18 protein-coding genes are annotated in these 23,928 nt (G+C 38.4%); 2 read left to right on the top strand and 16 right to left on the bottom strand.

The window, feature by feature from the left end:
- Nucleotides 1–342: 342 nt before the first annotated feature.
- Nucleotides 343–1,746, top strand: coding sequence for a PilX N-terminal domain-containing pilus assembly protein (locus BW724_RS12905; protein WP_088075606.1), 1,404 nt, complete (start codon nt 343–345; stop codon nt 1,744–1,746).
- Between the two features lie 141 nt (nt 1,747–1,887).
- Here the strand turns inward: BW724_RS12905 and BW724_RS12910 are convergent, their stop codons facing one another.
- The 5 genes from BW724_RS12910 to spoVK all read right to left on the bottom strand — a co-directional run bounded on the left by BW724_RS12910 (nt 1,888) and on the right by spoVK (nt 8,623).
- Nucleotides 1,888–2,715 (bottom strand): metallophosphoesterase, encoded by an 828-nt coding sequence (locus tag BW724_RS12910; RefSeq protein ID WP_088077911.1) that lies wholly within the window; start codon nt 2,713–2,715, stop codon nt 1,888–1,890.
- Between the two features lie 794 nt (nt 2,716–3,509).
- Nucleotides 3,510–4,847, bottom strand: coding sequence for a type I glutamate--ammonia ligase (gene glnA, locus BW724_RS12915; protein ID WP_088075607.1), 1,338 nt, complete (start codon nt 4,845–4,847; stop codon nt 3,510–3,512).
- Nucleotides 4,848–5,118: 271 nt separating this feature from the next.
- A complete protein-coding gene (locus BW724_RS12920; protein WP_088075608.1) occupies nt 5,119–6,381 on the bottom strand; it encodes a methionine gamma-lyase family protein in 1,263 nt (420 codons plus the stop codon).
- Nucleotides 6,378–7,661, bottom strand: coding sequence for a GTPase HflX (gene hflX / locus BW724_RS12925; RefSeq protein ID WP_417891446.1), 1,284 nt, complete (start codon nt 7,659–7,661; stop codon nt 6,378–6,380). The genes BW724_RS12920 and hflX overlap by 4 nt, the downstream gene beginning before the upstream one ends.
- Before the next feature lie 14 nt (nt 7,662–7,675).
- Complete coding sequence (spoVK, locus tag BW724_RS12930) at nt 7,676–8,623, bottom strand: stage V sporulation protein K (RefSeq protein WP_328588718.1); 948 nt, start codon at nt 8,621–8,623, stop codon at nt 7,676–7,678.
- 602 nt (nt 8,624–9,225) lie between these two features.
- On the opposite strand from spoVK, the gene BW724_RS12935 reads away from it, so the two are divergent.
- Nucleotides 9,226–10,191, top strand: a complete 966-nt coding sequence (locus tag BW724_RS12935) for a tyrosine-type recombinase/integrase (protein ID WP_088075611.1) — start codon at nt 9,226–9,228, stop codon at nt 10,189–10,191.
- Between the two features lie 246 nt (nt 10,192–10,437).
- On the opposite strand, the gene hfq is transcribed toward BW724_RS12935, so the two are convergent.
- The 11 genes from hfq to tdh all read right to left on the bottom strand — a co-directional run bounded on the left by hfq (nt 10,438) and on the right by tdh (nt 23,900).
- Entirely contained in the window at nt 10,438–10,668 is a 231-nt protein-coding gene (hfq, locus tag BW724_RS12940) for an RNA chaperone Hfq (protein ID WP_088077913.1), read from the bottom strand.
- A 44-nt stretch (nt 10,669–10,712) separates the two neighbouring features.
- A complete protein-coding gene (gene miaA, locus BW724_RS12945; protein WP_088075612.1) occupies nt 10,713–11,639 on the bottom strand; it encodes a tRNA (adenosine(37)-N6)-dimethylallyltransferase MiaA in 927 nt (308 codons plus the stop codon).
- 4 nt (nt 11,640–11,643) lie between these two features.
- Nucleotides 11,644–12,441 (bottom strand): class I SAM-dependent methyltransferase, encoded by a 798-nt coding sequence (locus BW724_RS12950; RefSeq protein WP_088075613.1) that lies wholly within the window; start codon nt 12,439–12,441, stop codon nt 11,644–11,646.
- A gap of 18 nt (nt 12,442–12,459) precedes the next feature.
- Nucleotides 12,460–14,445 (bottom strand): DNA mismatch repair endonuclease MutL, encoded by a 1,986-nt coding sequence (gene mutL, locus BW724_RS12955; protein WP_088075614.1) that lies wholly within the window; start codon nt 14,443–14,445, stop codon nt 12,460–12,462.
- 82 nt (nt 14,446–14,527) lie between these two features.
- A complete protein-coding gene (gene mutS, locus BW724_RS12960) occupies nt 14,528–17,188 on the bottom strand; it encodes a DNA mismatch repair protein MutS (protein WP_088075615.1) in 2,661 nt (886 codons plus the stop codon).
- Nucleotides 17,189–17,250: 62 nt separating this feature from the next.
- Entirely contained in the window at nt 17,251–18,327 is a 1,077-nt protein-coding gene (locus tag BW724_RS12965) for a putative amidoligase domain-containing protein (protein WP_088075616.1), read from the bottom strand.
- Nucleotides 18,328–18,398: 71 nt separating this feature from the next.
- Nucleotides 18,399–18,971: an outer spore coat protein CotE gene (locus BW724_RS12970; protein ID WP_088075617.1), complete on the bottom strand. Its 573-nt coding sequence runs from the start codon at nt 18,969–18,971 to the stop codon at nt 18,399–18,401.
- A 515-nt stretch (nt 18,972–19,486) separates the two neighbouring features.
- Nucleotides 19,487–19,912 (bottom strand): YlbF/YmcA family competence regulator, encoded by a 426-nt coding sequence (locus tag BW724_RS12975; RefSeq protein ID WP_088075618.1) that lies wholly within the window; start codon nt 19,910–19,912, stop codon nt 19,487–19,489.
- Nucleotides 19,912–21,459 carry a tRNA (N6-isopentenyl adenosine(37)-C2)-methylthiotransferase MiaB gene (miaB, locus tag BW724_RS12980; RefSeq protein WP_088075619.1) on the bottom strand — a complete coding sequence of 516 codons (1,548 nt, stop codon included), beginning with the start codon at nt 21,457–21,459 and terminating at the stop codon, nt 19,912–19,914. Before miaB ends, BW724_RS12975 begins: the two co-directional genes overlap by 1 nt.
- 208 nt (nt 21,460–21,667) lie before the next feature.
- Entirely contained in the window at nt 21,668–22,843 is a 1,176-nt protein-coding gene (locus tag BW724_RS12985; protein WP_088075620.1) for a glycine C-acetyltransferase, read from the bottom strand.
- Between the two features lie 16 nt (nt 22,844–22,859).
- Nucleotides 22,860–23,900: an L-threonine 3-dehydrogenase gene (gene tdh, locus BW724_RS12990; protein WP_088075621.1), complete on the bottom strand. Its 1,041-nt coding sequence runs from the start codon at nt 23,898–23,900 to the stop codon at nt 22,860–22,862.
- Nucleotides 23,901–23,928 lie beyond the last annotated feature (28 nt).

Consider the following 23,928-nt stretch of genomic DNA (forward strand, 5'->3'; position numbering starts at 1 on the left):
CTTCGGAAATTATTAAAATAATAAAAACGAGTCCCTTTCACTAAAGGGACTCGTTTTTTAATCACTAATTGCTACAACCAGATAAATTTGTTAATCATCAATTTCTAATTTTCATCCAACAATGGAACTTGAATACATTTATTATTGATGAAGCTAGGATTGGTTGATATACTAATCCTATATACCTATTTTAAATATTCTAAAAAATAGTTTTTTTGTCCTAAATTATGGTGGATCACAAACTCTAGATTTTATAATTATTTAAGGTTGATAAACTTAGTTTAGATGATGATACGTACGTTTTTACTTACAAATCTCTTTAGTAGAAAGTAGCTGATTGTTTTGAAGCATAGAAAAGTATTCTCCCCACTGAAAAACGAAAAAGGAATAGCCTTGGTACTAGTTTTACTTATAATTGTCATTATTTCAGTCCTTAGTCTTAGTATGGTAGGGATTGCAACAACGACTTTAAAGCATAGTTCTGGAGAGAGGGATTTTCAATCAACATACTATATTGCTGAAGCTGGCGCTACCCTTATGCTACATGAATTATCCTCCGAAATAATGGAAATACATGAGGATCATTCAAGTGCTCATTCTTTTTTTAGCACAGTTGAAACCGAACTACTAAATTTAAATAATACTATCGAATATGATGTTTTTAGTGATAATAAAGGTGAAACTCCAAATGCAGAAGTTACAGTCGAAATTGCAGAAATGGTTGATGAAGAAACGAAAAGGTATAAATTAGTTTCTAAAGGGCAAATCGGGAATAGAACTAGAATTGTAGAAACGTATTTAGATCTATCATGGCACGAAACTAGTTCCGATGGAGAGTATATAAGTATACTTAACGACATGGCTATTTTTACAAACGGAAATATAACTTTATCAAATTCAAATAGTAATGTAACAGGAAGTATAGGAACAAATTCACAAGTGGATAACTCAATAAGTATGCATCGTAACTCAAGTGTTAGTGAATACATTTATATACCAGGTGCAAAACAAAGTGTCGTTGATGAAAGTAGTCATCATAATAAAGTAAGAGATCTAGGAGAAAAAAGAAATTATCATCTTCCTCCATTCCCTGATTTACCAACCTTTAGCGAATCCAGTGGTAATTTCCACAATGGGGTGATTGACTCAGATAGATCATTCAATGTTCTCGGTGGTAATAACAGCAATATTCATATAGAAGTAGGAAGTGGACAGCGGATTATACGAGTAAAAGAACTACTTTTGGGAAATTCAAATAGTAGTCTAACCATTGAAGGGGATGGGGAACTGTTACTTTATGTGGAAGATAAGATTGATATTAAAGGAAAGTTCAATGAAGCAAATAAAAATGTAACTATCTATTATAGTGGAGAAAATAGTGTAGACATTACATCAAATAATAGCCTCTTTTATACAAGTCTGTTTTATGCTAAGAATGCTAATTTGAAAATTAATGGTGGGAATGTAAGAGGTCATATTTTTACTGGCGGCAATAGCATCGATTTTCAAGGTAACGGTGAAACACATAGCCAATTACTCTTAGCTCCAAATGCTAATGTTAAATTGAGTGGTAATGCGACCTTTAAAGGTTCCCTTATTTCGGAACAGCTTACATATAGTGGTAATGCAGATGTGATTTACGGTGAAATCCTTGAAGATGAAATAATAACTCACTTTCCAGGAGAAGGCTCTACTGACGTCTCACGTGAACAAATTCTAAATATAAATTCAATAAGAGAAAGATAGCATTTAACGGAGTTCCCATAACTTAGTTGAAATACTGTCTTAAACTAAGTTTCGGGAAACTCATGATATTATATTCTTAATTTTGGACAAGAATGTACTAGACTTGCAATCGAAATGTGTAAATAATTGACTAACGATAGGTTATTTTTCAGCATGTAATTTTACAACGACTATTTCCGGCCTATTAAAAACTCTCTGTGGAATAATACTATTCCCAAGTCCCCTATTCACAATCATTGTGGTCTTGTTGTTTTCCTTATAAATGCCAGAAGTATAACTAGGGAAAAAACCTTGATTTGGTGCAACCAGCCCCCCAATAAAAGGCAATCTAAATTGTCCACCGTGAGCGTGTCCAGTAAAAACTAGATCAAATTCTGCAGAGGCATAGAGGGAGAAGAATTCCGGTCTGTGAGCTAGAAGGATTTGGAAGCCCTCTCCTTTTATTATTTCAACTTTGTTTAGGTTTTCTTCCGTTATTGTTTTCTCTGCATAAGTTGCTTCACCTTTGGCAGGATCATCAATACCTATAAGATTAATTATTTCGTTTTCATAGACAATCTCTTCCGACGAATTCCTCATTACATTAACTCCGATATTCTGAAGTTTAACCTCTAAATCATCGAAAATTCCAGAACGCCATTCATGATTACCTGTTACATAATAAACGGGAGCAACCTTTACTAATTTTTCCATTAAGAGTAGACTAGGTTTTTCGTCATATTTCCTAGAGTCTATTAAATCACCTGTAAATACAATCAAATCAGGTCTTAAATTGTTCACTCTATTAACTAGGTAACTTTGATCAGCTCTAAATGATTTGTTATGTAGATCGGATAATTGGACAATCGTGTACCCATCAAAGCTTTCCGGCAATTTATTTGATTGAATGCTATATTCACTAGTTATAATGGCGTTATTTTGAAAATAAGAGAAAGAGACTAATAACACTACTACAATTAATAGAATCATGATTTTATAAACCTTTCTAGATCTCAACTGCTTACCTCCCAAAAGTTCGTAAATGATAGAAATCTTCTTAATCCGTAATTTTAATAACCTTATTGTCTATAATGCCATAATCAATTTACTACATTCGGCAATAAGGGTGAAATAACCTTTATATTTGAACAAAAGTAGGAATCCTGCGTGAGTTAGGCTGCTTATCGAACGCGAAATTGGGCAAAAGTTAGGATCTCACGTGAGATTGACTGCTTATCGAACGCGAATATGAACAAAAGTAGGAATCTCGCGTGAGTTAGACTGCTTATCGAACGCGAAAAAGCTCAAAAGTGGGAATCTCGCGTGAGTTAGACTGCTTATCGAACGCGAAAAAGCTCAAAAGTGGGAAACTCGCGTGAGATTGACTGCTTATCGAACGCGAATATGAACAAAAGTAGGAATCTCGCGTGAGATACCAATCTAATAAGTATATTTAATCTACCATGTAGTAAGAATAAGGGCCATGGAATACAACCTTATAATGCTGAACTATTATTCTTACAATAGTTCGTTCACTTACACCTCCCTCCCACACCATATTTTTGTACAATAAAGCATGAAAGTTTTAGTTTCTAAGTTTGTCTGAACCGGATAAAATCAAAATGATCTTTTAGTATCTTTTTAATCATTCCACTACTTTGCTACACCACGATCACCTTTACACATATTTTAATCCATGAGTTATCCACAGGTCGATTATTTTATAATTTCCTGGTAAACAATAGAAAAGCCTTGAAGCAAAGTGCTTCAAGACTTTTTAAGTATTAATAAGTAGTCATATACTGTTCACGTTCCCAAGGGTGTACTTGCGTGCGGAACATATCCCATTCAATCTCTTTTGCTTCAATGAAGTGCTCTAGGACGTGCTCACCTAGCGAGCCAGTGATTGTTTCATTTTTCTTCAATGCTTCGATTGCCTCTTTTAAGGTTGCTGGTAGTGCTTTGATACCTTCTGCTTCACGCTCATCAAGGTCCATCGCATAAATATTACGGTCAGTAGCCTTAGGTGGAGCAATTTTATTACGGATACCATCTAGTCCTGCTGCTAGCATAGCCGCCATTGCAAGGTATGGATTAGCTGCTGGGTCTGGACTTCTCACTTCAATTCGAGTACTTAGTCCGCGAGAAGATGGAATACGTACTAATGGTGAACGGTTACGCATTGACCATGCAACATAACAAGGTGCTTCATAGCCAGGTACTAAACGCTTATATGAGTTTACAGTTGGATTTGTAATAGCTGTAAATGCATCAGCGTGCTTTAAAATACCGCCTAAAAATTGCATTGCTGTTTCACTTAATTGACCAGGTGCATTTTCATCGAAGAATGCATTGTCCTTTGGTCCACGGAATAGAGACATGTTCGCATGCATCCCACTACCGTTAACACCGAACAATGGTTTTGGCATGAATGTCGCATGTAAACCGTGCTTACGAGCGATAGTCTTTACAACAAGTTTAAACGTTTGAATATTGTCACAAGTAGTTACAGCATCTGCATATTTGAAGTCAATCTCATGCTGACCAGGAGCTACCTCATGGTGAGATGCTTCGATCTCGAAGCCCATGTCTTCAAGCTCAAGCACGATGTCACGACGGCAGTTTTCACCAAGATCAGTAGGTGCTAAATCAAAGTATCCACCTTTATCATTAAGTTCTAAAGTTGGCTCCCCTTTTTCATCAACTTTAAATAGGAAGAACTCTGGCTCTGGCCCAATGTTAAAGTCTGAGAAACCTAAGTCTTTAGCTTCTTGTAATACTTTCTTCAAAGTGCCACGAGGGTCCCCAGCGAATGGTGTACCGTCAGGATTATAAACATCACAGATAAGTCGTGCTACTTTTCCTTTTTCAGGTGTCCATGGGAAGATTACCCAAGTATCTAGATCAGGATACAGATACATATCTGACTCTTCAATTCGAACAAAACCTTCGATGGATGAACCGTCAAACATCATTAGATTATCTAATGCTTTTGTCAGCTGATCAACTGGAATTTCTACGTTTTTAATAATTCCTAGAAGGTCTGTAAACTGAAGTCGGATAAACCTTACATTTTCCTCTTTAGCCATTTTCATAATATCTTCTCTTGAAAATTTACTCATGAATGAATCCTCCTCAATAATTATCTCGGTAATAGGTACATTTTTGCCCTTCCCGAGGCGAAAACGAACTAAATGATTAACATTAGCTATGAAAAGTCAATTTATGTTCGTTTTTCCTTTGCGTTATGTACATAATAACGGAGATTAAATCAGTTGTGTTTAATCATGTCAGATTATCTGACATGGTAATTTTTCTGACAAACCAAGCTATCGTTTGTTAACAGTTGAGACAATGGGCTTGAGTTCACATTTAAATAATAGTAAATATTTCTTATTTAATTTCCCAAAGGCCTTTTTCTAATAAATTCATTACAGCATCCTTCACACCAATTTTCACGTGTTCATATGTGAGACCACCTTGTACATATGCGGTATATGGTGGGCGAATTGGCCCGTCCGCTGTAAGCTCGATACTTGCTCCTTGAATAAATGTTCCAGCAGCCATAATGACATCATCTTCATAGCCTGGCATCGGGCTTGGGTGAGGTTTTACATGGGCATCCACTGGAGATGCACCTTGGATGGCCTGACAAAAAGCAATCATAATCTCCTTATTGGGGAAGGAAACAGATTGGATTAAGTCCGTTCGGTCTTCATTCCATGCAGGTGATGTTGTCATACCCAACTCCTCTAGTAGTTTTGCAGTAAACAGCGCCCCTTTCACTGCTTGATTAACGACATGAGGCGCTAGAAATAAACCTTGATACATCTCTAATAAACTATATAATGATGCACCACCCTTTAAGCCAATTCCAGGTGCAGTTAATCGATTGGCACATTGATTAATATATTTTTCCTTTCCAACAATATATCCACCAGTTTTCACTATACCCCCACCAGGGTTTTTAATGAGTGAACCAGCAGTAACATCTACTCCCACATCACCAGGCTCTTGTAGCTCAACAAATTCACCGTAACAATTATCGACGAAAACAATAACATCTTCCTTTATTTCTTTTACGAATGAGACCATTTCTCCTATTTGCTCTATTGTAAAGGATGGTCGTGTATCATAGCCTTTCGAACGCTGTATCCCAATGACCTTCGTTTTGTCATTGATCATTTCCTGGACCTTCACATAATCAATTTCAGTCTGTCCCTTTAATGGTACATAGTTATAGGAAATACCAAAATCAAGGAGTGATCCACTTATATCCCCGCGAAGACCGATTACCTCTTCTAATGTGTCGTAAGGTTTTCCTGATATATATAATAGTTCATCTCCAGGTCGTAGTAGCCCAAATAAGGAGGTGCTAATCGCATGAGTACCTGAAACAATTTGTGGTCTTACAATCGCTTTTTCTCCGCCAAAAACTTGAGCATAGATATTTTCCAACGTTTCACGTCCAGTATCGTCGTACCCATATCCTGTGGAGGCTTGAAAGTGAAACTCAGATACTTGATTTTTTCTAAATGCTTCTAGAACTTTCCGTTGATTTTGTTCAGAAATCTTTTCTCTCTGGAGGAAAGCTGGTTGGAGTTCTATCTCTGCTTCCATACTCAGCTTGTCCACTTTATTTAGTATTTCACTCATAAATCTTTCTCCTCTGATTGTCTTGTTTGCATTTCATGATAAATGGCTGATTCAGGTGGTGCAAAGCCACGGACGATGTACTCTTCTTTTAACTCATCAAATATTCTTTCCACCTGTATCGTCTCTTTTTGTAGCCGATGTAGTAATTTCCCTTCGTCCGACTCTAGATGAACGATATATGGCGAGAAATTTTCCTCCATTATAAGCTCAATCTTCTCCCTAAGCTTGTCCATATCCCCTTCATCATTGGCGCTCACTAAAGTGGTTGGACCATCGGAAAAGGAAAAGAAATCGCTTGTTAATAAATCTCGCTTATTGTACACAGTCAGCATCGGTATTTTTTCTGCAGATAGTTCTTCTAATAACCCCTTCACCGTTTTCTCATGGTTTGGATAATCTGGGTTGGAAGCATCTACTACATGGAGTATTAAGTCTGCTTCCTGGACCTCTTCAAGTGTGGATCGAAAGGCTGCAACCAGTGTTGTTGGGAGTTGTTGAATAAAACCTACTGTGTCAGTTAAAAGCACTTCAATACCAGATGGTAGCTTTAGTTTTTTCGTCGTAGGATCAAGAGTTGCAAACAGTTGGTTCTCCATATAAACGTCCGCTTTTGCTAATTTATGTAACAATGTAGATTTCCCTGCATTTGTATAACCCACCAATGAGATCTGGAATGCTTGATTTTTCTTCCTACGGGTCCTGTATCGATTACGGTGGGATACAATTTGTTCTAGCTGGCGTCTAATATCTGTCATCCTATTACGAATATGACGCTGATCTACTTCTAACTGCGTTTCACCTGGTCCCCTTGTTCCAATTCCCCCACCAAGACGAGACAGCATGAGCCCTTGCCCTCTTAAACGGGGTAATAAATAACTTAATTGAGCGAGCTCCACTTGCAGCTTTCCTTCTCTAGATCGTGCACGTTTAGCAAAAATATCTAAAATCAGTTGGGTTCTATCGATAACCTTCACATCAATAATATTGGTTAGGTTACGAATTTGTGAGGGGGTTAGTTCATCATTAAAGATGACTAATTCCACCCCCAACTCCTCCACTAATGCTTCTAACTCCTCCACTTTACCTTTCCCAATATATGTGGCCCTGTCAGGATTCTCCCTGTTTTGAATGACTTCAGAAACAACAACACCACCTGCAGTATTCGTCAAGGCTGCTAATTCTTCCATACGATATTGGAAGTCTTCTTCATCTGTTTCTGTATCTCTCACACCAACAAGCACAACGCGTTCCTCATTTACTTGTACGCCTTTTTCCAAAATGCTAGTCTCCTTTCTTATTTAAAAGCTGCTTTTTTAAAATCAACACTTTTTAATGTCATTAACTCAGTTTTTCCATAGTTGTCTTCTTCTAAAAGACGAACTGCCTGAGCCCTAATTGCCCGTTCTAATAAATTTCTAATAAACCTGCCATTACTAAAATTATCTTCTTGTTCTTCTTTCGCATGAGAAAGAAGGTTTTTTAAGGTTTCCTCCCCTTTCTCATCTAACTGATAATCACGTTCCTTCACCATCTTTTTAGCCATCTGTAATAATTCGTTAACTGTGTAATTTGGGAAAGTTACTTTCATCGGAAAACGTGAAGGTAATCCTGGATTTAATTTTAAAAAACGATCCATTTCTTTCGGATAACCAGCTAAAATTAAAACGAAGGAGTGCTGCTGATCTTCCATAGATTTCACAAGAGTATCAATTGCTTCCTTCCCAAAATCCTTTTCACCACCACGGGCTAGGGAGTAGGCCTCATCTACAAATAATATACCACCAATAGCTTTTTGTACTAATTCCCTTGTTTTCTGAGCCGTATGTCCAATGTATTCCCCTACAAGGTCCGCTCTTTCCGCTTCAATTAAATGGCCTTTCTCAAGTACACCCATTTCTCGAAACATTTTTGCAATCAGTCTAGCTACCGTCGTTTTTCCTGTTCCTGGATTACCACGGAAAACCATATGCAGAACTTGTTTGCCAGCCTTTAAACCCGCTTCTTCCCTTCGTTGGTTTAAGTATAACCATGCGTAGATCTCTTTCATGAAATCCTTAATATTTTTGAGCCCAATAAACTCATCCAGTTCCCGTTGTATTTTTTTAAAAGCATGATGTTCCGGCTTTTCCAATACATTTGATTGATGGGAGAGGAGAGCATCTTGCTCTGGTTGTTTTTTTAGTACAACATTAATTTGCCCTCTTTTTCTCATTCTTGCTGCCTTTTCCAACGAGGTCACCATCCTCTATTGTATAGTGGATATATCTTTCTAACAACTACTATACGCAATTGCGTCGTACGCGTGACACATGCCTAAATAATTTATTCCTACTAAGTTTAAATCTCCTTTTTTCCAGTCCTACTATGAAATAAGGTTTATTGGAACAACCTACGGTTTACTCCCTTTCCGTGGGCGAACCGCAAGCCTCCTCGTTCCTGCGAGGTCTTGCCTGGCCCGCTGTTCCCACAGGAACGAGCGTTTACATCACGAATATGCTTCGAGTTGTCTCGACGGATACGCTTCGTAGCATATGCTCGTAGAGGAAGAGACAGTTGCTTCGTAAACCTCCGTTTGTTCCAAATAATTTTCCATCGTACATGGTGCAACATTTCCATTGCATTGAGGTCTACCGTGAAAATACTTATCTTGTGTAGGTTGTCGTTACTGTTCATTTGTTTTTTCCGATTGGATGATAGCCCTTTGTTGCAAGACAAGTTATAATATTTAGAATATAATTTAAATAAAGGAAAGCAATGTTTTAAGAAAACATTTGGAAGTCAGGCAACCTTAGAAAAACAAGAATCAAATTTTTACAACAAAAATAAAGTCTGTGAGGTGTTCAAATGAATTTAATCAAAGGTATGGAACGCTTTATGATCGACTTAAAGGAAGCTAAACAACCAAGTACAATTAGAAGATATAGTTATGATTTAAAACAGTTTGATCAATGGTTAAAAGAAGAAAGAAACACTTCTGATTCAGATATACCCACCTTAGAAGAACTCCACTCCTATTATTTATATTTAAAGCATGTAATGGAATATTCCCCTAATACCATACGCCGGATTTTGTCAGTCTTAAAACAGTGGCTTTTATTTATGGATAATAAAGAATTAGCTTCTTGTTTAGAAGCCTATATTCAAAAGACAACTGGTAAGGGAAAAGATCGTAAATACCCGTTCTTAAAAGAAAAGGATATAAATAGACTTTTTCACAGTATTGCCTCTAACAGTGGATTAACAGACCACCAAATGAAATATCGCCATCTTATCCGTGATAGAAACGATGTGATATTCCGCCTTATTCTATTCTATGGTGTTACCATTCAAGAATTAACTAATTTAACAATTGATCGAATTCATTTTGCTTCAGATGAACTCGTTTTAAAAAGTCGGAAGGGAAAAATACGGCACAGGACTATCTCTAAGGAGGATCGAATTAAACTGTTTGAGTATTATATGACGATACCAGAACCCGTACGACCAGGTAGATACGATCACGCACCGTTTTTTATTGCATTTGATTATCAGCGTGGAACATATCGTTGGGATTATGATCACGATATACCAAAAGGGCTCACTGAAGTTGCCATGCAAAAAATGATACGTCAGGAAATGGTCCGTGCAGGACTTGGGAGAAATTTAACAGCTCGCCAGTTAAGAAAAACATATATTCTGAATCAGCTTCAAGCAGGAAGAAGTAAAGAAGATTTAAGTGTGGAATTACGTTTTGAAACAGTAAAACCTATTGAAACTGTAGAAGAAACATGGCAAAAGTGGGAAAGCGATAAAAAACTTCAAACTATATAGAAAAGCGAAAGCGCCTTGGTCATCGGCCACAAAAACTGCCTCTTCCTCTACTAGTAAAGCTCTGTAGCGTATCCGTCGAGGCAACTCGAAGCATATTCGTGATGTAAACGCTCGTTGGAGGAGCTAATTCGAAGAAGCTATCGTGAGATAAAGGAAACACAACGAACGGAGTGTATCCGTCTAGGCAATTTACAGAGGATCTTAATAAATAAAACACTTCTGCAGAACAAGCTGCAGAAGTGTTTATTAATTTCCATCTTGATTTAACTGAACGTTCTTTTGTGGTGAGAATGTTGATATAGCATGCTTATAAACAAGCTGCTGCTTCCCATCCGTATCAAGGATTATCGTAAAGTTATCAAAGCTTTTTACAAATCCCCTTAGTTGAAATCCATTCAACAAGAAAACGGTAACTGGAATACTTTCCTTCCTTAACTGGTTTAGGAATTGGTCTTGGATATTCACTGGCTGTTTCATGGTCATGTAAGCCTCCCTCTTTTTCTCTTTATTATTTATATTCGCTATGTAAAACAACTTTCCTTCACAAACTGATGAATTTCTTCAAGCTTTTTTTCACCATGTTTCGTCATATCAAACCATTGTATGTCCATTTTATTTCTAAACCATGTTAACTGGCGTTTAGCGTACCGTCTAGAGTTTTGCTTCAATAAATCAATGGCTTCCTCTTTTCCCAATTCTCCACTCAAATACAAGTAAATTTCCTTATAGCCAATGGCTTGGACAGACTGACAGTCACGTAACCCACTTTGATAGAGCTTATTTACCTCGTCAATGAGACCTTGTTCGATCATCAGATCCACCCTTGCATCAATACGATCATATAAGATTTGCCGATCCATTGTAAGCCCGATAACCGTAGCATCATATGGTGATTCCTTCGGCTGGTCTGGACGTTCCCCAATAGGTTTACCCGTTAACTTATAAACTTCTATAGCCCTAATTACTCTCCGTATATTATTCGGGTGTAATTCGTTATAACTAATGGGATCGATCTCTTTAAGCTTTTCATGAAGTGCCGTATTGCCATGGGTTTTCGCATAGTTTTCTAACTCTGCTCTAAGCTTAGAATCCCCTACTGAATCAGAGAAATCGTAATCATAAATAACAGAATTAATATAAAGTCCTGTTCCCCCTACTATAATAGGTAGTTTTCTTCGCTCAGAAATAGAATGAATGTATTCCTTTGCCCGTCCTTGAAATTCTGCGACAGAAAAACTTTGATCTGGCTCCTTGATATCAATAAGATGGTGAGGTATGCCATCCATTTCCTCCACCGTCACCTTTGCTGTACCAATATCCATTCCTTTATAGACTTGCATAGAATCCCCACTGATTATTTCACCGTTAAAGTTTTTTGCTAATGAAATACCTGTAGCTGTTTTTCCTACTGCTGTTGGACCTACAATGATGAAAATCTTCTTTTTCATTCACTCACCCCATTTCTTCGTTTAGTTCTATTGTGCCAAAGTGATAGGTCGCAGAGGGGCGTACTCGTACATGAAAACCTAACTCTTCAAATCTCTTACTACGAAAATGATCCTTTAAAACAACACGCTTTCTTGCCACTCGTTTTGCTTCCTTAATCACTTCTTCAGTTAATAATTCCGTATAGGTGAATGGCCTAATTGAATCAAATCCGTCCGCTCCTGTTACTGCCTCTTCAAACATAGGATCAAAATAAACGATATCAACTGACTTTTCTGGCGCATTTCGTAACCAGTCTCTATTATCAGCAGAAATTACCATAATTCTTCTCAATGCATCATCTATGTACTGGACACCGCTATTGTAATCTTTTAAACCACGTGTTACAAGAAACGATATGATTGGTGACGCGTCTAATCCTATGACAGCTCCCTTATCACCAACAGCTAAACTGGCAAGTATGGCATCAGATCCTAAGCCTAACGTCGCATCAACTACCGTGTCTCCAGGCTTTAGTTTGCAAGCCTCTACCAGTGGATCTTCCCCTGATTTAAGCCACCGCTTCGCCCGAAACATTGCAGAATTCGGATGAAAGAAAAACACGTGGGAGCTGCCTCTTCTATGAGCCTTTAAACCATCGGCACCTACGACAATAGCATCGCTCCCACTTTCTTTCATCACATTATTTACAGACCGCTTTTTTCTTTCCACAAAGGGTACTCCAATTAAGTCAGCCACTTTTTTTGCATAGATAACAATTTCTACAGAAGGGCGTCCTGATGTGGTGACAATTACATTCTTCAACTTCAAAACCTCAACTTTTTACATGACTCGTTTAAACATCCGTTCCATTTCATACGTGGAGAAGTGCACGATTACAGGTCTCCCGTGTGGACATGTATAAGGCTCTTCACACATTCTTAACGTTTCTAAGAGACGGAACATTTCATCTGGTGTTAAATAACGATTGGCTTTAATCGCGGCTTTACAAGACATTAAGATGGCTGCCTCTTCGCGAATTTTTAATATATCTATAGAAGTAGAGCTATGATCTTTAATTTGCTCTAGCATTTCCTCAATTATATCCTGCTCTTCTCCCCTTGGGAACCAGGTTGGATGGGACCTGACTAAATAAGTTCGTGTGCCAAATGGCTCAAGAAATATTCCTACTTCTTCTAGAAGATGTCCCTTTTCCTTAATTCTTTCCTCTTCTGCTTGTGTCACCTCAAAAGTGAGGGGTACAATCAAGTCTTGTAAATTCTTATCCACTTCCACGATCTTGTCACGAAAATACTCGTACTTGATTCGCTCCTGAGCTGCATGCTGGTCTATGATGAACAATCCCTTTTCATTTTGGGCTAATATATAGGTTCCGTGTAGTTGACCAATTGGATAAAAAGCTGGTACTTCTTTCTTTCCATCATTCTCCATGGGGCTTGTCTCATCTAAAGCTACATGAGCATTTGAAGCATCAGTCCCTAAGTCTCCCGTTTCCCCTATTGGGCGCTTTTCATCTACAGCAGTCATTAATTCTTCCGCAGAATTTTGTCCCCCATAACCCTCCATGAGCACCTTATTATCTTCTTTATCTCCATATTGTTGTTCCTTTAATCTAGTACCGTAAAAATCATCTACTTTTTCCGTTTTTTGCGGTTGAAGCGAGGCTTCACTATTATCACTTTCTTTTAGTTTTAGGTGATCGCCTGTTTTTTCACTAGCTTCCTTTGAAAACAAATCATGCGTTATCCCTAAAGATAGCTGTTCAGAGTTTTGCTTTTCTTTCGGCAAAGAAGATGAATCATATCGCACCTCTGGAATAAATCGTGTTCTCTGAAAAACTTCCTTTAATGACCTCGTTACAAGTTCCTGTAAAGCTTGTTCTTTACTAAGACGAACTTCTAGTTTCGAAGGATGTACATTCACATCTATTAAAATAGGATCCATCTCAATATGAAGAACAACAATCGGAAATTTCCCAATTGGAAGTAGCGTATGGTAACCGTCTTGGATAGCTCTCATTAATGGATAGTTTCTAATGAAACGACCGTTAATGATTGTGGACATATAAGAACGGTTTGATCTTGTGACTTCAGGCTTGGCGACATACCCCTTCACCGTAAAGTCGAGCGTCTCTCCTTTCACTTCCAACATATTTTTAGCTACATGAGAGCCATATATCGCTGAAATTACTCGGAGCATATCACCATTTCCCATTGTTTTTAACAATGTTTTCCCATTATGTGTCAGGTGGAATGCCACTTCCGGGTGAGCCAACGCCATTCGGTTTACCACATCAGATATGTGACCTAATTCTGTATGGACAGTCTTTAAATATTTTAAACGAGCAGGAGTATTATAAAAGAGATCTGTAACGATAATTTCTGTCCCTTTTCTAGAAGGGCTAGAGCCTTTTGAGGTGATGCGTCCACCTTCTAGCTTAATTTCATGCCCTTCATGATTTCCATTACATGTTTTCAACGTAAGTCTTGATACGGATGCAATACTAGGAAGTGCTTCCCCGCGGAAACCAAGCGTCGCAATACGGAACAAGTCATGATCATTTCGTATCTTACTTGTAGCATGTCGGAAAAAAGCAGTTTCTAGATCATCCCCATCGATCCCATCTCCATCATCTAGTATACGAATCAGGGTCAAACCACCTTCTTCCACATCAACACGTATTTGTCTACTATTCGCATCAAGGGAATTCTCTACAAGCTCCTTGACTACAGATGCAGGTCGCTCAACTACTTCACCAGCAGCTATTTTATTCGAAAGCTCGTCTGTTAACTGATAAATTTTCCCCAATGTCTTTCACTTCCTCAAGTTAGTTTGCGTTCACGCAAGCTTAAAATTACTATATTTATCTATTTATTTTCAAAATTACCTACTATTTTCGTAGCTTTCTCTGTAATTCATCTAATACTTGTATCGCTTGTATTGGTGTTATATGGAGCAGGTTTAATTTCTGTATCTCATCTACGATCGTCTTTTCTTTTGATGACAGCTTCTTTTTACTGCTTTCTTCTTCATTTTCCTTGTCTATCGTTCCAAACAAGGTTAGCTGCTCCATGTCATGCGCCTGTTGCGTAGAAGTGTCGATCACTGTTTCTTCAACAGCAGCAGATACTTCCTCAAATGCCTGGTGAGACTCGTCCACTTCTTTCACGATACTATGCTTATCTCCATTTTCAAAGTCATGTAGAATTGTTTTCGCACGGGATATAAGCTTTGGCGGCAGTTCAGCCAACTCCGCTACATAAATTCCATAACTTCGATCTGCCGCTCCATCAATCACTTTATGAAGGAATACGACCTTTCCATCTTCTTCTATAGCTGATACATGAACATTTTTCAGCCTTGGGAGATCATTTGCTAAGCTAGTCAATTCGTGATAGTGAGTTGAAAATAAAGTTTTTGCCCCAATTTCATGGTGAATGTATTCAATAATAGCCTGTGCTAAAGCCATTCCATCATAGGTTGATGTACCACGACCAATTTCGTCTAATAGAATCAGACTGTTTTTGGTAGCTCTAGACACGGCATGCTTTGTCTCTAGCATTTCCACCATAAAAGTACTCTGACCTTGTGCTAAATCATCGGCAGCACCAATTCTCGTAAATATTTGGTCAAAGACAGGCAACGTTGCAGCGCTTGCTGGAACAAAGGATCCTACTTGTGCCATGATAGAAATAAGGGCAAGCTGACGCATATACGTGCTTTTACCTGCCATGTTTGGACCAGTTATCAACAGCATCTCCTGTTCATGATCAAGATGAATATCATTAGAGACATAGTCCCCTTCATCAATCATTTTTTCCACTACAGGATGTCTACCGTCTGTTATTTTCACTTCTCCGTTATAGACCACTTTAGGTTTTACATAATGATTTTTCTCCGCAACTTCTGCAAAGCTTTGCAATACATCTAAGGTACTTATAACAGAAGCTAGCTTTTGCAATGGACGAATATAGGCCTTCACCTTTTCCCTTATCTCCATGAACAATTCATATTCTAGCTTCACGCTTTTTTCTTCCGCTTCAAGGATTAACGTTTCCTTCTCCTTGAGCTCCTCAGTAATGTAACGCTCTGCGTTGGATAGTGTCTGCTTTCGTTCATATCGCCCTTCTGGTAGATGGGGAATATTCGCCTTCGTCACCTCAATATAGTAACCAAAGACTTTATTAAAGCCTATCTTTAAGGACTTGATTCCTGTTTCTGCCCGCTCTTGTTGTTCTAACCCTGCAATCCAAGTTTTCCCATTACGCATAGCATCTCGGTACTTATCTAATTCTTGATTGTACCCGTCCTTAATAATATTACCTTCCGTAATAGACAAAGGTGGTTCTTCCTGAAGGCTTGTCTCTAATAGCTCCCGAAGACCTTCACAGTTCTCCCCCTGTCCAATAAGCTCATCTGCATAGCCATTCCCTAATTTAGCAGCAGTTTCAAAGATTTGAGGCACTTGCTGCAAGGAGCGCTTTAGCTGGATCATATCTCTTCCGTTCACATTTCCAAACGCCACTTTTCCAGAAAGGCGCTCTAAGTCATAAACACCATTTAACTGCTCCCTTAATGATTCCCTTTCAAAAAAACGGTCCAATAATGTTTCAACGAGGCTTAATCTTTTTTCAATAAGATCCTTGGAAACAAGTGGTCTTTCAATCCATTGCTTTAAATGTCTCCCACCCATTGCAGTTTCCGTTTCATCAAGAACCCACAGGAGAGAACCTTGCTTTTTCTTCTCTCGTAGTGTTTCAACTAATTCCAAGTTCCGTTTCGAATGCACATCTACTCCCATATATTCATTTGCCATATAGTAGATTGCTGGTTGCAAGTGATCGAGTGATCGTTTCGTTGTTTTTTTCAAGTAATTCAAGAGTCTAGCACAAGTTTTAACCAAAGCTTCCTCTTCAATTTTATGGAATAAAGTGTTATCCACTGCTTGTCCATCTTCAAACGATAAGGTGACACCAAGGTTTTTCTGAAGGTGCTGTTGCATGTCCTCAGAAAACGTAGATGGAATAACTAATTCCTTAGGTTTATATACTGCTACCTCATGATAGAGGCCTTCAAGTCCATCGATTGCAGTTACTTTAAATTCACCAGTCGTCATATCCACTGCAGCAATGCCAAAGCGGTCTTCTGCCAACGGAGTAATGGAAACGAGATAGTTATTATCCTTCTCCTCTATAATGTTTCCTTCCATCACCGTTCCTGGAGTAATCACCTGTACGACTTCTCGCTTAACAACCCCCTTCGCTTGCTGAGGATCTTCTGTTTGCTCACAAATGGCTACCTTATATCCTTTTTTGATAAGCTGTACTATATACTGTTCCGCTGAATGGTAAGGAACTCCGCACATTGGGATACGGTCCTCTTCTGCTCCCTTCCCACGGCTCGTTAATGTAATCTCTAATTCCTTCGCTGCTTTAATCGCATCTTCTAAAAAGAGCTCATAAAAGTCTCCTAGACGAAAAAATAAAAAGGCATCTTCATACTGTGCCTTAATTCGTAAATATTGCTCCATCATTGGCGTCTGTTTTGACATGGTTCTCCCCCAACTATCTATCATAATTATAGAATTAATTATAACATAGGTTCCCCAGTCTGCTAATCTATTCTCTCTCTCATTTTTAGCCAATTTAACCACTCATTTATTAGTTTTTGTTCTGTAGATGAGAGCAATGGATATAGTTGTTGGAAAAATTGGGTCACTGCTATTTTTAAGGTTGCTATGTCACCGTGGTAATAAGCACGAAGGACTGATTCAGTAAACTTATAATGAGGTAAATTTGGGTGTAAAAAAATAAATTCAATCCATTGAAAGAAAACCTTATTATCATCATCAATCAGCTCGTACCAGGATGGCAAAGTGCGATACTCAAAACCATTGTAGGGATTAAGACGAATAGAACCAAGTCTTCCGTAAATTTTGCGCCTATCCAAACCGTTTTTCATGTAATAAGCACTCAACGGGAGTGTGATTAGTGCATCTAATTGAGAAGCCTTGCGAAACGTCGCTTTCTGATTAGATACATGAATATGTCCACCGAGATAGAATCGCCCAGTTGGATTAGGAGAAGAAACAATTTGGAGACTTCTTTTACCAAGATTCTCTTCCAATCTACATTTAAGGGTATGTAATTCGTCTCTAAGCTTTATGCCCGATTCCTGTGGGGATGGGCGCAACTCGATAATCGGTTGATAAAAAGCATGACCCTTCCTAATTAAAGCCCTGTCAGACCCAATTTTACTACCTTCCCTATTCCCCATTGGAATGGCAACGAAAGACCCTCTCAAAGGATGATAGACCATTACCTCAATATCTGCCCCAAGCAGTGCCTTTAATTGCGTCTCTCCTTCCCCTCTATCTGAAAGATTGTGTTCGTTTTCCTCCGTTGATATAACACCAATCTCTTTCCCCATTCTCTGTACTTGTACCCTGTAGCTTGGAAGGTTGTTATAATAGGCAGCCATGATGGCAGTGTCCATCATTTCTTGTCCTAAATAATATTTATTAATGGATGATGCGTGACTTTGAATCGTTATGTAATTGTTTGATAAAGGCTGTTTTACTTGAATGCTTATTGGATAAAAATCAGTTCCTTCTACGATCATTTGAAAACCGTTATCCTTCTCTTCCATTGAACGTATACCATGAAGCTCATAATTTTTTTTCGCTACCATCCCTTTTTCCCCTTTTCGTTTCTACCCTTATAAAAATAAGGAAGAAGCTTTTGGCTTCTTCCCATAACTAACTATTCTTCTAAATCACCCATGAGGAAGTTTGGATCTAAGTCTTCAAAGTCTTCATCCTCGACATCATAATCCCAAACTTTATCATCCCAGTCATCTGTGCACCCATCAGGATTGACGTACACACAAACTTTAGTCTCACCGATTACTTCTACTAGGAATTCACGCTCTACTTGCACATTCACATCAGTTCCATTAGCAGCAATAGTTGCTTCTAATGTGTTTGGCTGTTGAACAGCTCTTGCAATTACTTCTAACTGATCAGAAAGGACATTTTTATCCTGCATGGATAGTGGTACAACATCCGTGTAGGTAACTGTTTCAGTTGCAACATTCGTCTTCGTATTGTTGCTGTAGGAATACCATATATTAATATCGTATTTACCACGAACCTCAATGGCATCTCCTTTTTTTGCAGCCTGATATTTGTGATTAATAATCCAACAACCTAGAATACTTGTTGGTTTTTCTCCTGGACTAATAGCGTGACTTGCTTGAGAAAACTTTCTTCCCTTTCCACATACGGCTTTCGTTATAATCTCTCTGTAATTAAGCTCTCTGTCTGCTGGTGACATGCTTTTCCCTCCTCAAAACGATTGATTGATGCGCAGCAAACGAAATTCCTAGAAATAACACGGTTTCACTTGCATCTTATGCAAGACAAATGACCATTGTGATAATAAAAATATGTGCGACTACTGCAATCTATGATGTTAAGTAAGAAATTGTTCCAAAAGAACAGGGGTTTTCCCAGTTCTAAAGGGATGTTTTGCACCCTTTTAAGTACCCTTTCTCCATAGTTCATTTATTTATATGATTGAATCGTAAAGATAATGATTATTCCAATAAAAAAATTTAAGAATAATATAATCAATCAAAGATAGTTTCAACTAAGTAGCCATGAACAACAATTCGTGAGACTCCTGTGGAAAAGGAAGGCAGGGCAAGACCCTGCAGAGCGTAGCTCGAAGCGGCTTGCCTGCTTCTCCACGGAAAGGGAGTGAATTGTTGTGAATTGGCATTAAAACTAACAAATTTTCCGGTAGCCATAAAAAAAACTGCCCATTGAAATATGGACAGCTTTAATATTTTAACAGCCGTGTGAATCAAAAGGGCTCTTCGTTGTCGTTCCCTTTAACAAATCTCCACCTGTTGACTTAATAATTTCGTCTGTTACTGTGTTTGAAATTGTCGTACTAACTAGTTGCAATAAGGAATTGACATCTGTTTGTGTCTGTTTAAATTCCTTTACTAGAGGGATCTCATCTAGCTCATCTTGAAGTGCATCAATTTTATCTTCGACAGCTTTAAGCCCCTCTGTTTTTTGGTAGTGCTGCAGATTAACAGCTTCTTTTTGCAAGGACTTGATTTTTGCAATTGTCTCCTGCACTTTAAGATTTTCATTGATTTGAAGCTCTGCACGTTTAAAGAAATCTACCTCTTCTGTTTCTGCAATCATTTTTGCCAGTTCTTTTGCTTGATCAATAACTTCTTGCTTTGAATAAGTTTTCCCCATTATTTTTTCACCTCGGCAGTTTCCACAACTTGGCCATTTAATGACCAGGACTTTGCATCTGTTATTTTAACATGAACAAGCTTTCCAATACAGGATTTAGGTGCTTCAAAGTTAACTAGTTTGTTCGTTCGCGTCCTACCAGCTAGTACATCAGGGTTCTTTTTACTTTCCCCTTCAACGAGAACCTCCACAACTTTTCCTTCATATGCTTTGTTTTTCTCTGCAGAAATTTCATTGACTAGGGCATTCAAACGCTGTAATCGCTCTTTCTTCACTTCCATTGGAACATTGTCTTGCATTTTAGCGGCTGGCGTTCCTTCCCGTGGAGAATAAACATACGTATAGGCACTGTCATATTCCATTTCTCTCACTAATGACAACGTGTCCTCAAATTGCTCCTCTGTTTCATTCGGAAAGCCAACGATAATATCTGTTGTAAATGATGCATGAGGAATGGCTTTCTTAATTTTATTAGCAAGGGTTACATACTCCTCACGGTTGTATTTTCTCGCCATCAGTTTCAATACATCACTATTTCCACTTTGAACTGGAAGGTGAATATGTTCAACGAGATTGCCACCTTTAGCTAACACCTCGATTAAGTGATCATCAAAATCTTTAGGATGACTTGTAGTAAAACGAACACGTGGAATGTCTATCTTACGAATTTCATCCATCAAATCTCCTAGTCCATAGTCCATGCCTTCTAAATCTTTTCCATATGCATTCACGTTTTGTCCTAAAAGCGTGATCTCCTTGTAGCCATTACGAGCTAAGTGACGGACCTCTTCAATAATATCCTCTGGGAGACGGCTACGCTCTTTCCCCCTCGTATAAGGAACAATACAATACGTGCAGAATTTATCACAACCGTACATGATGTTAACCCAGCCTTGGATTTGACCTTTACGGGCACGTGGCATATTCTCCACAATATCTCCCTCTTTAGACCAAACCTCAACGACCATTTCCTTACTGAAGATGGCATTTTTTATTAAAGTCGGCAAACGGTGGATATTATGTGTTCCAAAAATCAAGTCAACATGTTGATGTTTCTGAAGTATTTTGTTAACGACTGACTCTTCCTGCGACATACAACCACATACACCAACGATTAGCTCTGGCTTTTCTTGTTTCATTGGTTTTAAATTCCCAATTTCTCCAAAAACTTTGTTTTCTGCATTCTCCCTAATAGCACATGTGTTTAGTAGAATAACATCTGCATCTTCTGTTTCCGTCGTCGATTCAAACCCCATATTGAGTAAGATCCCAGCCATGTTTTCTGAATCATGTTCGTTCATTTGGCATCCATACGTACGGATTAAAAACTTCTTTCCTTTCCCAATCTCTCGCATATCCTCTGGTATCTCAAAATCATAGTGGATTTCCACATCTGCTTTACCACGCTTTTTAGCCTGCTTAAGGTCTGGTGGAATATACGTTGTTTGAAAATACTGAGAGAAGTCTTTACCCTGGCCGGATTTTTTGTCCGCAGAGCTTGTACTCCCTACTGCTGTGGTTTGTTGCTTACGTTGCTCTTCATTCATTTTTATCAAAGCTCCTTCTACCATCAAATTTACAAATTAATTATAACTGTTAAACATTCTACAACCTATAAGTATAAATGGTTTTATACTGATAAACAATAGGAGGTTACGATACATAATCTTTAGTTTGTAGAAGTAGTATTAAGGGAATATGGTTCCTAAAAAAGAAGAAAGGTGGATACTATCATGAGTAACCCACCTTTTACTATTAGATTATCCCCAGTTCTTTGCCAGCCTTTTCAAACGCTTCTAAAGCTTCTTGAAGTAACTCCTTCGTATGCTCTGCAGTGACGATAGTTCTTACCCTTGCTAACCCTTTTGCAACTGTCGGGAAAGCAATCCCTTGCGCAAAAACTCCATAGGATAAGAGTTTATCAGAAAGTTGATGTGCCTTGGCTTCATCGCCTACGATGACAGGTGTAATTGGTGTTTCACTAGTGCCTGTTTCAAAGCCTAGCTTATGAAGACCTTCTTTAAAAAACTTTGTATTTTCCCATAATCGATCAATTCGTTCTGGTTCATCCAACAAAATATCAATCGCTTCCGAACATGCAGCAGTAACTGCAGGTGGGTGTGATGTACTAAATAGGAACGGACGTCCTTTATGAATGAGATAATCACGTACAGCTTGCGTACTAGCGACATATCCCCCTAAAACACCAATCGCTTTACTTAATGTACCAACTTGAATATGAACACGTCCATTAAGATCAAAGTGGTCTACAGAGCCTCTTCCATTACGACCAAGAACACCGCTTGAATGGGCATCATCCACCATTATTAAAGCATCATATTTTTCTGCTAATTCTACTATTTCTGATAGTGGTGCAATATTACCGTCCATGGAAAAAACACCATCTGTTACTACAAGACGTTTGCGGTAATCCTTAGACTCTTTTAAAGCAGTCTCTAGACTTTCCATGTCCACGTGCTTATATATTTTACGTGCCGCCTTTGTTAAACGAATGCCATCAATGATGGAGGCATGGTTCAATTCATCAGAAATGACCACATCATCCTTTGTTAAAATGGATGATAAAATGGCTTGATTTGCCGTAAACCCAGACTGTAAAACTAAAGTTGCTTCCGTATGCTTAAATTCAGCTAGTTTTTTTTCAAACTCTTCATGCATACTAAATGTACCTGCAATCGTACGTACTGAACCTGTACCAGCTCCATATGTTTCTACAGCTTTTAAAGCTGCCTCTTTCATTCTAGGGTGATTTGTCAACCCAAGGTAGTTATTAGATGATAACTGAATAACTTCCTTCCCATTAATAACCACTTTTGCCCCTTGATCAGATTCTAAAGGTACAAGTGAACGGAATACCCCCGCCTCCTTCATACCTTGAAGCTCTTCCTCTAAATATTCAAACCCCTTCATATGAAAACCTCCTCGTTTATGGATGTAAAACGACTTTTCCACATTTACCTTCTAGCATTAAGTCAAAGCCTTTTTCAAATTCTTCTAGTTTAAAATGATGAGTAATCATTGGCTTCACATCCACTTGGCCTGAGCTAAGTAAACCTGATACTTGCTGCCATGTCTCAAACATTTTACGACCTGTAATTCCTTGTACAGTAATTCCTTTAAAGACAATGTCATTTGTAATGTCAATTTCTACTCGCTTCACTGGTAAACTTAAGATGGACACACGACCACCATTTGTTACCATTTTAAAGCCTTGATCCATTGCAATAGGGTGGCCACTCATCTCACAAACAACGTCCACTCCAGTTCCATTTGTCAGTTCACTAACTACTTTTAATGGATCTACTTCTTTAGAGTTAATAATCGTTGACGCGCCCATTTGTTTAGCCAAATCAAGACGATAGTTATTTAAGTCAAGTGCAATTACTTGAGATGCTCCACAAGCTTTCGCAACCCCGACTGCCATAATACCAATTGGACCACAACCAATTACTGCTACACTCTTACCTGCAACATCCCCTGCTAAAACCGTATGAACGGCATTACCAAAAGGCTCCTGCACACTAGCTACATCAAAAGGGAGCTCTGGGTCATTTTTCCACATGTTTTGCGCTGGTAATGCAACATATTCTGCAAAACACCCATCTCGATCTACCCCGATTATTTCTGTATTTGCACATATATGCGCTTGACCAGTTAAACATTGAGGACAGTGTCCACAAACAATATGTGTTTCAGCAGAAACGTGATCTCCTACTTCCACATTGTAAACATTTTTCCCCTTTTCCACAACGATCCCAGCAAACTCATGTCCGAAAACATAAGGTGGATTTACTCTACTTTGTGACCATTCATCCCACGTATAAATATGAACGTCCGTACCGCATATAGAGGTTGCTTTTACTTTTATCAGTACTTCATTATCACCAATCGTAGGGACCGGAACTTCCTTTAATGTTGCTCCAGGACCACGTGTATCTTTCACAATGGCTTTCATTAGTTTAGTCATGCATTCTCCCCCTCAGATGATAGGTTTA

This window comes from Litchfieldia alkalitelluris (assembly GCF_002153425.1).
GTDB lineage: Bacteria > Bacillota > Bacilli > Bacillales > Salisediminibacteriaceae > Evansella > Evansella alkalicola.